The organism is Chloroflexota bacterium (assembly GCA_026706485.1).
Classification (GTDB): Bacteria; Chloroflexota; UBA11872; order UBA11872; family UBA11872; genus JAJECS01.
In genome coordinates this window covers 37,409-50,916 of record JAPOYR010000006.1, presented here as the reverse complement: position 1 = coordinate 50,916, position 13,508 = coordinate 37,409, and the positions used below count along the sequence as shown (strand labels likewise).

Sequence of the window (13,508 nt, the reverse complement as noted above, 5' to 3'; positions counted from 1 at the left end):
GCGGCGGTCGAGTCTCAGGCGAACGGGCGACTGAGCGCGTGGCGCAGGGCGGGCTCCAGCATTGGAAAGTGGAAGTGGTAGCCGGACTCGACGAGCCGGGCCGGCTCGACGCGCTGGCTGGCCAGCAGCATCTCGCCGGCGATCTCGCCCATCGCCGCTCGCAGAAGCGGCGATGGCACCGGCAGCAGGGCCGGTCGGCCAAGCACCCGACCCAAGGTGCGCGCAAACTCGAAATTGGTGCACAGCTCCGGAGCCACGACGTTGACAGGGCCCCTAATGTCGTCGCGCGCCAGCACATGCCGCACGACCCCGACGACATCCTCCAGCGCCACCCACGGCCACCACTGGCGGCCGCTGCCCAGCGGGCCGCCCAGCCCAAGCTTGAAGGCGGGCGCCTGGCGCGTCAGAAACGCGGAGTGGCCCGCCACAACCGGCGCGCCGCGCAGATGCACTACCCGGATTTCGCGGCCGGTGGCGGGATGCGCGGCGGCCTCCCAGTCGGTCGCGACCTTCGCCAGAAAACCTGACCCCGGCGGGCTGTCCTCACGCAGGACTTCGTCGCCGCGGTCGCCGTAATACCCCACTGCGGAATAGGACACGAAGACGCGGGGGCGAGACTGCAACACGGCCAGCGTCTCGGCCAGCAGCCGCGTTCCGTCCACCCGGCTGGCGTAGATGCGGCGCTTCTTGGCGGCCGTCCAACGCCAGGCGGTCGTCGGCTCACCAGCCAGGTGCACGACGGCGTCGAGGCCCTCGAGACCGCCCGCGTCAATGGTGCCGCCGGCTGGATCCCAGGCGACCTGACCCTCGGCGGCGCGACGGGGCGGGCGGACGAGATGGATGACCTCATGGCCATCGGCCAGGAGCGCGGCGGTGACCGCGCCGCCGATGAGGCCGCTACCGCCGGTGAGCGCTACCCGCACGATGCCCCTCCGATCGCCCTTTGCCTAGTGTTGGCCGAACGCCGCCGACGGGCAAGAGGAATTGCCCACAGCAGCAGGCGAAATTTGGTCGGGTCGGTTCGCGAACCGCCCTCGCGAAGCGAGCTTCCGAGGGTGGCCGAGGGCGCCGCTAGCGCGAGGCGCTCTCATAGATGTGGCGCGGCGGACGGCGCAGGTCCCACACGAGGCCGAACCAACTGAGCACCGTGAGCAGCCAGTGCGTGACATCGACTTCGTACCAATAGAACCCGTTGCGCTCGGCCCCGGGATAGCGGTGGTGGTTGTTGTGCCAGCCCTCGCCCATGGTGACCAGGGCCAGCCAGAAGTTGTTGCGGCTGGTGTCGTTGGTATCGAACCGGCGGCTGCCCCACATGTGAGCGCCGGAGTTGATGAGGTAGGTGGTGTGCCACAGCATCACCGTGCTGATGACAAAGCCCCACACGAGCACCTGCCCCCAGGTGACGCCCGTCTGTGGGAATGCGTGCTCCAGCCAGAATCCAAGGCCAATCACTCCGCCCGCATAGGCCGCCATGCCGAGCCGGTAGTGGCTCTCGAAGAAGCGCAGCTCGGGATAGCGGGCCAAGTCCTTGACCTCTTCCCAGCGCGTGTCGTCGCGGCTCACGCGGATGAGCCAGCCGATGTGCGCCCACCAGAAACCGCCGTGCAGCGGCGAGTGGACATCCTCCTCATCGTCCGAGTGCCGGTGGTGAAATCGGTGGTGCCCGGCCCACCACAGCGGCCCCTTTTGCATGGCGGTCGTGCCCAGAAAGGCGATCACCGCCTGAAATACCCGCGACGTGCGATAGCTGCGATGGGAGAAGTACCGGTGGTAGAAGCCGGTGACGAAGAACACGCGCATCCAGTAGAGGCCCAGGCACACCACCACGGCCGGCCAGCTCACACCTGTCCAAATGGCGGCAAGCGCCAAGAGGTGCACCAGCGTGAAGGGGAGGTTGCGAACGACGGCGTGCACGCGCGACGGGGACTCGGACTCGGGAGCGTCCCGCCGGACGGCGGGTACGGTCTCAGAGGTCACGACGGGTCTCGGGCTTCTTCACCCACAATTGCTTTCGGGAACCAAGAGTCAGGACGCAGCCTTCGTTAGAAAGGGTGAGAGATTCCCGCGCCCCATTCAACTGAATGTTTGGGCGGGGCCGTTAGGAGGCCGTGCCGAGGGCGACGACCTCGCCGGAGGGCTCGGCCGCTTCTCCAACGTGCTCCAGCAATACCTGGACATCGCGCGTGTGCCCGGCGGCAAACGCCGCCGAGCACGTGGCCAGGTAGAAGTCCCACATCCGCACGAAGGTCTCGTCGAAACCCAGCCGCCGGACGTCGTCGATGCGGCTCCAAAAGCGCTCGCGCCACGTATCCAGGGTGCGGACGTAGTGCGGGCCGATCTCATCCACGGTCCGGACGGCAAGGTCGCCGCGCGGCGTCGCCGCGGCCTCGGCGATCTCGCACATGGCCGGCAACAGCCCGCCAGGGAAGATGTAGCGGCTGATCCATCCGGCGCCGCGGTAGGGCAGGTCGACGTCGGCGTCGGGAATGGCAATGGTCTGCAGCAGCATCCGGCCGCCCGGCCGCAAAACGCGCCCGCAGACTTCGAAGAAGCATCGCCAATAGGCACGCCCGACGGCCTCGAACATCTCAATGGAGACCACGCGGTCGTATTGCCCCTCGATGTCGCGATAGTCGCAGTACTGGATATCCACGCGGTCGCCCAAGCCCGCCTCGGCGACACGCTTTCGTGAAAGCTCGAGCTGTTCTCGCGAAATCGTGATGCCGGTCACGCGGCACCCGGTCGTCTGGGCGGCGTGAAGCGCGAAGCCGCCCCATCCGCTCCCAATTTCAAGCACGTGGTGGTCGGGGCTCAGCTCCAGCTTGTCGCAGATGTCTTGCAGCTTGGTTCGCTGGGCCTGGCCAAGGTCGTCGCAACCTTCCGGCCAGCGCGCGCAAGAGTAGGTGAGCGACTCGTCGAGGAACAGCCGGTAGAAGCTGTTGCCGAGGTCGTAGTGCGCGTGAATGTTTCGCTCGCTGCCGGCCTTGGTGTTGGCCCGCCGCCGGTGGCGCCAGGCGTTCAGCAGGCGCGCGAGCACGCTGGCGTGCGACTCCAGCCCTAGGCGCGGTCCGTTGCGCAGCGCCTCTTGCAGCAGGGCTGTCAGGTCGGGGCTGGACCAATCGCCGGCCATGTAGGACTCGCCCGCGCCGGTCGTCCCGCCGAGGAGCAGGCGCGTAAAGAACCGCGTGTGGTGGACATCCACCTGCACCCGGCGAGGTGCTTCGCTGGGACCGAAGACGCGCCGCGAGCCGTCGGAGAGTTTGAGCCGCAGCGTGCTGCCGGACCACCGACGGAGACGACTGAAGACGAGGGCGCCCGCCGCAGCGTGGATGGGATTGATCATCTCGAGCGGTGAGGCTCAGCCGTCGGAAACGCAGTGGGAATTGTGCCACGCGAGCCGCCAGGGCCATGCGTGTGTGGGCAAGGCCACGCACACCGCACGAGCCGCGCCCAGAAGACCGTGACCGGTCCGTCGGTGACTTCAGTAACAATCGGAAGCCGTAACAAATGGCGACAGGCCGTACAATTGGACCGCGCCGCTCCATTTCACGCGTTTGCGCCGGCAGGCCGCCATGAAGTCCGCCTGGATCAACCGCACCCTCGCCGCCCTGCGCGACGCGGGCGGCCGCGTCACCGAACAACGGCGCCTCATCCTTGCGGCCATCGACGCGGCGCCGGCCGGAATTTCAGCCGAAGAGCTGGTCAGCGCGGTGCAGCGATCCGATGGCGACGCGTCGCGAAGCACCGTGTACCGCACGCTGGACCTCCTGCGGGACATCGACGCGGTGGAAACGGTGCACCCCTCACCGGAGCAACACCGCTATCTGGCGCGCCGGTCGCCCGATCAGCACCACGTCGTGTGCCAAACCTGCGGCACCGTCGAAATCATCGAACGGTGCACGTTCGACGCGATCACCAACGAGGTTGAGCTCGAGACCGGATTCGCCGTGACCGGCCACAGCCTGGAAGTGTTTGGGCTGTGCGGTCCGTGCCACAGCACCGCGAACTAGCGAACGGCGCCAGTCGCCGGCGACCGACAGCCGGTGGTCGACCCAATTGAGACGTTGTCCCCCGGGTGTGTCACCATCGAGTGACTCGCTAAAGAACTCGGCAGTGCCTACCTGCTGACGCCGGCGGCCTTGCCGCCCTATGGAGCAAGCATGACGTCCACGCCCCACGCCGATCTGGCCGCCCGACTTCAGACCGCCCTTGACCTCGAGTATCCGCCGGTGGCGGTCGCGCGCGTGGACGCGCGCCCGGCAGGGATCGCGGCGTGGACCGACGCGGTGCCGTCGGCGTGCACGTTTTGGCGCCGCGCCGAGGAGCAGGTGTTCTTCGCCGATGAGGCGGCGCACATGGGCTGTCCCATCGGGGCGATGGTGATGGGATTCGAGCTGCCCGCCCCCAAACAGGAAGAGCTGATGGGCCTGGTCGGCGACATGTGCGCGCTGGCCTACATCCGCGAAGAGGAGATTCCGCACATTCCGCACTTCGATCAGGGTCCGAAGGGCGCGGTCTACGGTCCCCTGGCGACGTTTCCGCTCGCACCCGACAACGTGATCCTGTGGCTGACGCCCAAGCAGACGATGTATCTCGAAGAGAGCCTGGGCGGCACGCTGTGGACCGGTCCGCAAGACGGCGTGTTCGGCCGTCCCGCCTGCGGCGTGCTGCCGACGGCCGCGGGGCGCGACGCGGCCTCGATTTCGCTCGGTTGCATCGGCATGCGCACGTTTACCGAAATCCCCGACGCCTACGTGCTGGCCGCCATCCCCGGCAGCGCGCTGGAGACGCTGGCGGATGGCCTCGACGCGACGCTGGTGGTGAACGGAACCATGGAGGCCCAGTACCAGCAGATGAAAGCCGCCGTCTAGCCCGGCGGCCCGCGACGCACGTCGGAGAGGATCGACCCAATGTCCATGCGCGCTGCCGCGCCAGCCGAGACCGTCCAGCCCGCGTTTGACGATCGCGGGTTGGTGCCCGCGATTTGCCAGGACGCCTCGACAGGCGAGGTCTTGATGCTCGCCTACATGAACCGCGAATCGCTGGCGCGCACGCAGGCGTCGGGCGAGGCGTGGTTCTGGAGCCGCAGCCGGCAAGAGCTGTGGCACAAGGGCGCCACGTCGGGCAACGTGCTGACGGTGGAGTCGATTCTCATCGACTGCGACGCGGACGCCCTTGTCGTAAAGGTCCGTCCAGCCGGGCCCGCCTGTCACACCGGCGAGCGGACGTGCTTCTTCCGGCGCCTGGATTGAGCGGGCGAGCCGCCGGAGTGGGCTAGACCAGCACCTGCCGCGGGTCACTAGCGGCCCCGCCAACCCGGTATTCCAGGTGGAGGTGGGGGCCGGTGGTCCAGCCGGTCAGGCCAACGAACCCAATCGTCTGCCCGCGGCTCACAAACTGCCCGGGCGTGACTGGCGGGGGCCAGGTGAGGTCGTCGAGATGGGCGTAGAGGGTCTCTTCGGTTTCGCTGTGGGCAATGATCACGATCATCCCGTAGGACGCGCGCCGGTCGCCCGGCACCACAAGGCCCGCGGCGAGCACCACGCCGTCGTTGGCCGCGACGATGGGCGTGCCCGACGAGGCGGCAATATCCATGCCCAGGTGGGGGCACTGCCCGAAGGTGCACCCGCCGTACTCGGTGGTGATGAGGCCCAGCAGCGGCCAGATATAGGGGCCGGCCGCGCCGGGGTTCTGCTGCCTGATGACGTCGCTCGCGAACTGTTGCGCCCGCTCCAGCGCCTCAGCGGCCGCCCGCCGACGCTCCTCTTCAACCAGTTGCCGTTCGTAGATGTCACGCAGGAGCCGCACGCGGTAGGCGATGGCCTCCGACTCACGTTCAAAGGCCCGCACATCCTCCTGGCGCTCCGCCTGCTCCTGCTGCACGTTGAAGATGAGGTCGCGCTGCTCCTCGGACCGACGCACCAGCTCGGCCTCGATCGACTCGGCTTCGGCCTGCAGCTCCTGCTGCCGGTCGAGACGGGCCGTCAGATCGGCCGTGCGCAGCTGAATCTCGCTGCGCCGCAACCGGAGCTGGCCAATGTCGGCGACGCCGCGCGCCAGCAACCGCTCGAGCGACGCCGCGCGGTCGAGCGCGCTGGCGAAGGAGTCGGCGGCGAGGACCTGTTCCAACAACGTCGTGCGGCCCGCTTTATACAGCGATCGCGCCTTCCGCTCGAGCACCGAGGTCTCGCTGGCCAACGCGACGTTGAGATCGCCGATGGACTGGTTGATGTCGAAGACTTCGAGCTCCACGGTCTCGAGCTCCCGCTTGACTTGGATGAGCCGCTGGGCGGCCAAGTAGCGGTCGCGGTCGATGACGGCCAGTTGCTGCTGCAGCGTGCTTTCGCGCGCGATCGACGCCGCCACGAGCGCCTCGGCGGCGCGCCGCTCACTGTCCACACGCTCGATTTCCTGCTCGGTGGCCTCGATCTCTTCCTCGGTCACCGATTGGGCGAGCAGCGGGGTCGTCGCCACCGCCGCCGCGCCGAGGAGCGATACGCCAAGCAGCGCACGGCGGTTGATCGGCTGGCCAGGTCGCCACAAGTGCGAGTGCGTCACGTCCGGCGGTTCAGGCATAGACCTCCACGATCGCCGGTCGCGGTGGATGCCGGCCGATCGTCCCCATTGTCAACGATTGCGGATTCACTATTGCGATAATATCGCAATAAGGCTCTCCCGTTGTCACCGGGACGGCCCCACTGGAATTATCGAGGCGCGGCTGAGGTTTCGTTATTCCCGCGGCCACGGGAATCCAGGACCGGGAATTGCCCCATGACCATGTCGCTCCAGCCTCGAGTCCTGCTGGCCGAGTTCGTCGGCACGACGCTGCTCGTGTTCGTGGCGATGATGACGACATCCATGGCGCAAGTCGGGTTCGGCGGCATCGCCGCCGGCGACCTGCTCATCCCAGCCTTTGGCCACGCCTGCATTCTGGCGGGGCTGGTGTACGCCATCGGCCACGTGTCCGGCTGCCACATCAACCCCGCCGTGACGCTGAGCCTGGCGTCCATCGGCAAGTTCCCGCTGCGGCAAGTCCCTCCGTACGTCGTGGCGCAGATCGCGGGAGGACTGTTCGGTGCGCTGCTGCACGCCTGGACCTGGCCGATGGGTCATGGCACGGCCATGACGCTGCCCGCGGCGGAGGTGAGCGCCGGCCAGGCCGTCCTGCTCGAAGCCGTGATGACGTTCCTGCTGGTGACCGTGATCATCGGCGTAGCTCTGAGCGGCAAGGTGCCGGCGGCCGCGGCGGGCGTCGCCATTGGCTCCACGCTGGGAGCCTTGATCCTCGTGGGAGGCGCGATCACCGGCGCCTCGATGAACCCGGCGCGCAGCCTGGGCCCCGCCATCGTGAACTGGAAATTCGAGGCGCACTGGATCTATTGGCTCGGACCGATCGCCGGCGGACTCGCCGCGGGCGTCGTCGGCGTGCTCACGCACAACCTGCGGCGCGGCGCCGATGACGGTTAGCTAACCGGCGCGGAGGCGCCGGCCGTAGGCTTTGGCCTGGGCGACGATGTCCACGCCCACGGTCTCGCTGAAGGCGTCGAGCAGGCGCAATGTGATCGGTCCCACGGCGCCGTCACCGACGGGGCGGTCGTTGAAGCGCGTGGCCGGCATCATGACGAAAGGCGTCGAGGCGAAGAACGCCTCTTGCGCCACGATGACGTCGTAGGGCTCGAGGTTGGCCTCACGGACCGGCACGCCGATTTCGGCAGCCAGGTCCAGGATGGACTGCCGCGTCACGCCGCGCAGGATGTGCCGCGGCTCGGGCGTGAGCAGTTCGCCGTCGCGGACGACGAAGAAGTTGGAGCCGGTGCCTTCAGTCAGATAGCCGTCCTCGTCGACCAGCACGGCCCAGGTGTCGTCGCCGTGCCGCTGGGCCTCGTTGAGCGCCAGCCGGTAGTGCATGCGCGAGCGGCTCTTGACCTTCGGATCGAGCAGGCGCCCGGGAATCGCATGCTGCCGCGGCACGTGGGCGTGCACGCCGGTGTCGAACCAGTCCGCCATCGGCCCGATGTAGGGAATCAGCGGCCAGGTGTGGATCGCCACCGTCGGCTGCCCGGCTTCGGGCGCCACGTCCGCGTAGAGCGCAAAGACGCCGGGCGATACGTTGTGCACGATGGTGAAGTCGACGTCGGGCGGATAGAGCGGCGCGTTGCGGCGCACGAGCTCGTCGGTGGCTTCTTCCAGCAGGTCCAGCGTCATGCCGCAGTCAATGTCGCTGGCGATCATGGACGCGTTCAGCCGCTCCAGGTGCTCGCGCAGCTTGAACGGGCGATGCCCGAACGAGCGCGTGGTCTCGAACACCATGTCGCCCCACACCAGCGCCGAGTCGAACACCGACACGCGCGCGTCGGTTTCGGGCACGAACTTGCCGTTCATGAAGACCGTTCGACCGTTATTCATCGGATTTCTTCCTTGAGCTGAGCGGGCGCGCGCGACGGTCCATTATGGACCTCGCCCCAACGGTACTCCGAGAGACGTTCCAAGTCGGCGTGCCGATTGCAGCAGGTCCGGGCTTCGCGGGCACGTGCGGACTTCTGAGTCTGGCTAGGTGCGGGAGTCGACCAGCCCGATCTCGAGTCGCTTGTCGAGGGCGGCAGCGGCCTTGTGCAGCGTCCGGAGCGTCACTGAGACGTTGTCGGGATCCAGCAGGCGGTCCAGGGCAGCCCGGCTCGTATTCATGCGCCGCGCCATTTCGGCCTTGCCGAGGCGTTCGGAAGTCATCGCCTCATCGATCTGCCAGGCGATGACGCGCTTGACCGCGACGGCCTCAGCTTCGGCACGAGTACCGTCGGAGTCGAGCAGGTCATCCAGGGTAGACCCAAGGTGTGGGTTGGATGTAGTCGTCACGATGCGTCCTCCCAGGCCCGCTGGCGCGCTCGTGCCAGGTCGAGATCAGGCTTAGGCGTCTTCTGCGTTTTCTTGATGAATCCGTGCAACAGGATCATTCGACTGTCCCCGATGCAGAACAAGACTCGGGCGATCCTGTTGCCCAGGGTCGTGCGCACCTCGTAAAGGCCCTGTCCAAGTGGTCGGCAGGTCGGCATTCCGATCGGCCAGCCGAACTCAACCGTTTTGAGGTCCGTTCCAATCCTGAATCGATCCTGCTTATCCAGTGACCTCAGCCAGTCCCGAACCGGCTCCGCCCCGGACCGGGAACGGAAAAAGACTGCCGGGACGCGCTTCAGGTCCACGCGCACCCGCAAGTGTATCGAAAGTGGTACATCTCAGCAATGGAGTACGGGCGACGGCAGCCACGGCTTGGCAGCCTAGGATAGGACTGCAACCGCCGAGGAGACCGCGATGCATCGCCGAATCTCCGTCTGGGTCTATCCGTGGGACCTGGCCGACGAGGGCGTGGCGGCGGCGCTGGACTGGCTGCGGGACGCGGGCTTCGAGGCGATCGAGCTTTGCCCCAACTACCACGCCATCTCGACCTTCGCGCCGCGCAACCTGGGGCGGTCGATTCACTACTCCGAGCAGGGCGCGGTGTATTTTCCGGCCCGCGCCGAGCGGTACGGACGCATCGAGCCCCGCGTCTTCGCTGAGCCGGAGGTGCTGAGCGCCTACGCGCAGGCCGCCGAGCACGCCCCGTCACGCGGCATCCAACTCAATGCCTGGGTGATCGGCATGCTCCAGCCGTGGATCGCCCGCACCTATCCCGATACGGCGGTGGAAAACGCCTTCGGCGCACGCAGCTTTGCCACCACGTGCCCGGCGAGCCCGGACGTGCAGGAGTATCTGGCAACGCTGGTGGGCGATCTCTGCGACCAGTACCCCGTGCACAGCGCGCTGCTGGAGCGGCCGGGGCATCCGGAGTTTGCCTACGGGTGGGTGCGCGAGCGCATTCTGATCGATTTCGATCCGTGGACCCGGTTTCTGGCCGGGATGTGCTTTTGCGAGAACTGCCTCACGGCGGCGCGGGCGCACGGCGTGGACGCCGTGGAGGTGCGCGAGGCTGTGGCGCGGGAGCTACGCAATCGCCTGTCACGCAGACAGGAGTCCGGCGACCTCGAGGCCATGATCGCGGCGCGCGGCGAGGCGGACGAGGAGTTCCGCGGCTACCTGGAAGCCCGCGAGCAATCGGCGACACGCCTGGTGGAAGACGTGCAGCGCGCGCTGCGAGGAACCGGAACGCGCCTGAATCTGACGCACGCGTCGGCAGGCTGGGGGCCCACCGGTCTGCGCCTGGCCGATTTGGCATCCCGGATCGACGGCCTGCTGCTACCGGACCCGACGGACGAGGCCGACGAGGCCAAGCGACAGGTCGCGCTGGCGCGGTCGGCCCGGCGTGAGATCGAGCTGGCGGTCATGCTGTGGGGCTCCGATGAGTTCGACCCCGGCGGTCCCGATTTCGCCGCGCGGCTGGAGCGCATTGCGCAACTGCCGGTCGACCGCGTGGCGGTCTACAACTTCGGCCTGCTGCGGCCTGACACGCTGCGGCAGATTGGCGGGCTTCTGCGGGAGGTCTTGGCGAGCTAGACGGCCGTCGTCGCCAACCCCGGTTTCGCCCAGGGCAGATCCCCTCACCCTAACCCTCTCCCTGTGGGAGAGGGAACCGGACTGTCGCCCGCGGGCCGACCGAGCGGCGACGGGAGAGTTTCGGTGGCGGCATCTCCCAACCCGGCAGCTGGTCCGGCTCCTTCTCCCCAGGGGAGAAGGGTGGGATGAGGGGACCAGACTCGCTGCGTCAGTATTCCTAGATGAAGGGGATTATATACTTGACTTGACAAACGGGCGGGATTCCACTACGCTTAGGGCAGGAAGTGAAGGGAGCACACGACATGGCCCGTCCGGTTTCTGTTCGATTGACGAGCGGCGGGCCGCCGCGCATCCTGGGAGATGGAGCTGGAGGGAATCGAACCCTCGCCGCCTGGATTAGAAGCCCACGGCCCTCGCCAGAGGCAGCCCCACAAGACGAGAGTGTAGCGACCGGGTATCTCGTCGGCCCGGTCGCTACACACATTTAACGGAGGTCAACGCATGGCGACCAAGGGACCCGGACGAGCGCACCGCGAGGGCATCAGCGTCATGGAACTGGCCGACCGGTTCCCGAACGAGGAATCCGCCCGCCGGTGGTTTGAGGCCCAGCGCTGGCCCGATGGCGTCCGGTGCGCGCGCTGCGACGGCGAGCACGTGACGCCGGTCGCCAGCGGCAAGCCCATGCCCTACCGGTGCCGTGACTGCCGCCAGTACTTCAGCGTGCGGATCGGCACCGTCATGGAGCGCTCCAAGATCACGCTCCGCCAGTGGGCGTGGGGCATCTACCTGAGCACCACGAACCTCAAGGGCGTGTCGAGCCTGAAACTCCACCGCGACCTCGAGATCACGCAGAAGTCCGCGTGGTTCATGGCCCACCGCATCCGCGAAGCGCTGGCGGCTGACGACCACTTGCTGGACGGGCCGGTCGAAGTGGACGAGTCCTACTTCGGCGGCCGCGAGAAGAACCGCCACGCGCGGGATCGCCAGCACCGCGGGCGTGGGACGATCGGCAAGGCTCCGGTGATCGCCATGCGCGACCGCACGACGCGCGAGGTCCGCGCCCAGGCGATCACCCACATCAACCGCAGCGTGCTAGCCCTCTTCATCACGGCCCACGCGGCGCCGGACGCCATGGTCTACACGGACGAGCACCCGGCCTACGACCACCTGCCGCACCACGAGACCGTCCGCCACAGTGTGGGCGAGTACGTGAACGACCAGGCGCACACGAACGGCATCGAGTCCTTCTGGGCCATGCTCAAGCGGGCCTACCACGGGACGTACCACCACTTCAGCCCCAAGCACTTGCAGCGCTACGTGGACGAGATGGCCACCCGGCAGAGCCTCCGGGAACTCGACACGGCGGACCTCATGGGCGAGGTTGCGGCCCGGATGGTGGGCGAACGCCTGACCTACGCGGACCTCACGGCCGGCGGGCGGGCCTACCCCAAGCGGTAGGCGGTTGGGGTAGTATCAGGGGTTCCTGAAGGGCAAACACAAACCGCGCCCGGCTTGGCAGCAACCAATATGCCGGACGCGGTCTGAAAGGCAGCCGATGGTATCACGGCGACGACGATCCTCACGACGCTCCCGTTGGCGCCTGGAACTCAATCAGAACCACACGCTCAACCTCACCTGCCCGGACTGCGGCGAGGATTTCCCGGCAACGGTCCGGGAGTTGAACTCGGGCAATGACCTCACGTGTCGAGTGTGCGGATTTACGCTCCAGACTGAGCGTGGGGCACTCGCCAAACGCTTTTACGAACTGCTTGGCCACTGAATCCTGAACGTCGGGTGAGAGGTGCGCCGTCAGCGTTTCGATCTCGGCCAAGGCGTCCTCTAGGACCGTCGCGTCAACGTCCGCGAGGCGACCCGTTTTCGCGATCATGCGTGCTCCCATCGAGACGCGCTGGTCATCCGTCAGCACGCCTTCAGTCTACGTCCCGCCGATAGTCCTGCAGGCTCAGGGCGAAGCACAGCGCCAGCGGCCCCAGGCACAGGCCGCAGATGAACCATCCCAGCCAGTGGTGCCCGCGCTGTGTTGCTGACGCGGACGTCGCGATGGCGAACAGGAACCCAATGACCACGAGAGGCAGCAGGCTGAGGATTTCTAGCGGCCCAATGGATGTAAACACACGACCCCTCCAAACGACAGCCCCAGCCGTGTGCTGGGGCGCATATCCCATACCACTGGATCACCCGAGCAACGCCTGAGGCTGCCGGGATATGACGCGCGCGAGCGCGCATCCAGTGGTGCGCGAAGGGTACCCGCTGGGCCTCAGGTGCGCGAGCCGCGGTCGGTCGTGTCACTTGACGGACTCTCGGGGCTGTCCTTGCGGACGGTCCGCCGCTGTTCCCCACCGGACGCGGCCACGAACAGCCAGACCAACAGCCAGAGCCCGAACGTCGGGATGCAGAGCAGCAAGTGCAGGATGTGATTTACGCGCTGGCCCTTCACGAGAAACACGTGCGTGCCGGTCTCGGATTCGGTGCGCCATCCCTCGCGGTAGAGCTCCGCAAGGTCCGTCGTCCCGCCATGATCCTGCGCCTCCTGACGTGATTGGAGCGCCAAGCGAATGACGCCGCCAACGACGATCACGACCAGGAATATGACCAAGTACCCGGTGAAATCCATGCCCGACTCCTTGACGTAGGGCAGCCCCAGCGGCTGCCGGTGGATTCCCATAGCATCAGGTCACCCGGCCCCCGTCTGGGGCTGCCGGGAATCCCACGCCACGGGCGCGGACCTGATGCTGGCGCGAAGGGTACCAAAGGTGGCGGGGTATACTTCGGCATGGCCCGACGATCGCGGAAACCGACGAAGCCCGCCAAGCGACTCCGGGTCGTGGTCCCACCGAACGACGCGACGCCGGAGGAGCTAGCCAAGGCGCTCCTACGGGTGCAGGCGTCGGACGGCGACGACTCGAAAGGCCAGCGCTAGCGCGGTAGCGTGCTAGGCTGTGGTGTGGAGCTGGAGGGGATCGAACCCTCGCCGGCAAGCTCTAACCTTCGCGGCCCCCACC

General features: G+C 67.3%; 16 protein-coding genes and 1 pseudogene. 7 read left to right on the top strand and 10 right to left on the bottom strand.

Annotated features, from left to right (window positions below; all coding sequences use genetic code 11):
* Positions 1-14: 14 nt before the first annotated feature.
* From OXG79_05030 to OXG79_05020, 3 genes are all read right to left on the bottom strand, one after another.
* Positions 15-923 (bottom strand): TIGR01777 family oxidoreductase, encoded by a 909-nt coding sequence (locus OXG79_05030; protein MCY3783131.1) that lies wholly within the window; start codon positions 921-923, stop codon positions 15-17.
* Between the two features lie 148 nt (positions 924-1,071).
* Positions 1,072-1,977 carry an acyl-CoA desaturase gene (locus OXG79_05025; GenBank protein MCY3783130.1) on the bottom strand — a complete coding sequence of 302 codons (906 nt, stop codon included), beginning with the start codon at positions 1,975-1,977 and terminating at the stop codon, positions 1,072-1,074.
* A 121-nt stretch (positions 1,978-2,098) separates the two neighbouring features.
* Positions 2,099-3,343: a cyclopropane-fatty-acyl-phospholipid synthase gene (locus tag OXG79_05020; protein ID MCY3783129.1), complete on the bottom strand. Its 1,245-nt coding sequence runs from the start codon at positions 3,341-3,343 to the stop codon at positions 2,099-2,101.
* A gap of 229 nt (positions 3,344-3,572) precedes the next feature.
* Here OXG79_05020 and OXG79_05015 point away from each other — a divergent pair, with 229 nt between their 5' ends.
* The 3 genes and pseudogenes from OXG79_05015 to hisI all read left to right on the top strand — a co-directional run bounded on the left by OXG79_05015 (position 3,573) and on the right by hisI (position 5,249).
* Positions 3,573-4,010, top strand: a complete 438-nt coding sequence (locus OXG79_05015) for a Fur family transcriptional regulator (GenBank protein MCY3783128.1) — start codon at positions 3,573-3,575, stop codon at positions 4,008-4,010.
* 150 nt (positions 4,011-4,160) lie between these two features.
* Complete coding sequence (locus OXG79_05010; protein MCY3783127.1) at positions 4,161-4,871, top strand: DUF169 domain-containing protein; 711 nt, start codon at positions 4,161-4,163, stop codon at positions 4,869-4,871.
* A 45-nt stretch (positions 4,872-4,916) separates the two neighbouring features.
* Positions 4,917-5,249 (top strand): annotated as a pseudogene (gene hisI, locus OXG79_05005) (phosphoribosyl-AMP cyclohydrolase).
* 25 nt (positions 5,250-5,274) lie between these two features.
* Here the strand turns inward: hisI and OXG79_05000 are convergent.
* The gene (locus OXG79_05000; protein MCY3783126.1) at positions 5,275-6,576 is read right to left on the bottom strand and encodes a peptidoglycan DD-metalloendopeptidase family protein; all 1,302 of its coding nucleotides are present in this window, start codon (positions 6,574-6,576) and stop codon (positions 5,275-5,277) included.
* Positions 6,577-6,771: 195 nt separating this feature from the next.
* Here OXG79_05000 and OXG79_04995 point away from each other — a divergent pair, with 195 nt between their 5' ends.
* A complete protein-coding gene (locus OXG79_04995; protein ID MCY3783125.1) occupies positions 6,772-7,467 on the top strand; it encodes an aquaporin in 696 nt (231 codons plus the stop codon).
* On the opposite strand, the gene OXG79_04990 is transcribed toward OXG79_04995, so the two are convergent.
* The 3 genes from OXG79_04990 to OXG79_04980 all read right to left on the bottom strand — a co-directional run bounded on the left by OXG79_04990 (position 7,468) and on the right by OXG79_04980 (position 9,197).
* Positions 7,468-8,406, bottom strand: a complete 939-nt coding sequence (locus OXG79_04990) for an aminotransferase class IV (GenBank protein MCY3783124.1) — start codon at positions 8,404-8,406, stop codon at positions 7,468-7,470.
* A 144-nt stretch (positions 8,407-8,550) separates the two neighbouring features.
* Positions 8,551-8,853 carry a Fis family transcriptional regulator gene (locus OXG79_04985; GenBank protein ID MCY3783123.1) on the bottom strand — a complete coding sequence of 101 codons (303 nt, stop codon included), beginning with the start codon at positions 8,851-8,853 and terminating at the stop codon, positions 8,551-8,553.
* On the bottom strand, positions 8,850-9,197 hold the full coding sequence (locus tag OXG79_04980; protein MCY3783122.1) for a type II toxin-antitoxin system RelE/ParE family toxin: 348 nt from the start codon (positions 9,195-9,197) through the stop codon (positions 8,850-8,852). The genes OXG79_04985 and OXG79_04980 overlap by 4 nt, the downstream gene beginning before the upstream one ends.
* 109 nt (positions 9,198-9,306) lie before the next feature.
* Here OXG79_04980 and OXG79_04975 point away from each other — a divergent pair, with 109 nt between their 5' ends.
* Together OXG79_04975 and OXG79_04970 are read left to right on the top strand one after the other, a co-directional pair.
* Entirely contained in the window at positions 9,307-10,485 is a 1,179-nt protein-coding gene (locus tag OXG79_04975) for a hypothetical protein (protein ID MCY3783121.1), read from the top strand.
* Between the two features lie 501 nt (positions 10,486-10,986).
* Entirely contained in the window at positions 10,987-11,943 is a 957-nt protein-coding gene (locus OXG79_04970; protein MCY3783120.1) for an IS1595 family transposase, read from the top strand.
* A gap of 121 nt (positions 11,944-12,064) precedes the next feature.
* Here the strand turns inward: OXG79_04970 and OXG79_04965 are convergent, their stop codons facing one another.
* The 3 genes from OXG79_04965 to OXG79_04955 all read right to left on the bottom strand — a co-directional run bounded on the left by OXG79_04965 (position 12,065) and on the right by OXG79_04955 (position 13,171).
* Entirely contained in the window at positions 12,065-12,373 is a 309-nt protein-coding gene (locus OXG79_04965) for a hypothetical protein (protein MCY3783119.1), read from the bottom strand.
* Positions 12,374-12,416: 43 nt separating this feature from the next.
* Positions 12,417-12,620, bottom strand: coding sequence for a hypothetical protein (locus tag OXG79_04960; GenBank protein ID MCY3783118.1), 204 nt, complete (start codon positions 12,618-12,620; stop codon positions 12,417-12,419).
* 143 nt (positions 12,621-12,763) lie between these two features.
* Positions 12,764-13,171 (bottom strand): hypothetical protein, encoded by a 408-nt coding sequence (locus OXG79_04955; GenBank protein MCY3783117.1) that lies wholly within the window; start codon positions 13,169-13,171, stop codon positions 12,764-12,766.
* A 108-nt stretch (positions 13,172-13,279) separates the two neighbouring features.
* Between OXG79_04955 and OXG79_04950 the strand changes: the two genes are divergently transcribed.
* Positions 13,280-13,426, top strand: coding sequence for a hypothetical protein (locus OXG79_04950; GenBank protein MCY3783116.1), 147 nt, complete (start codon positions 13,280-13,282; stop codon positions 13,424-13,426).
* The last annotated feature ends 82 nt before the right edge of the window (positions 13,427-13,508 follow it).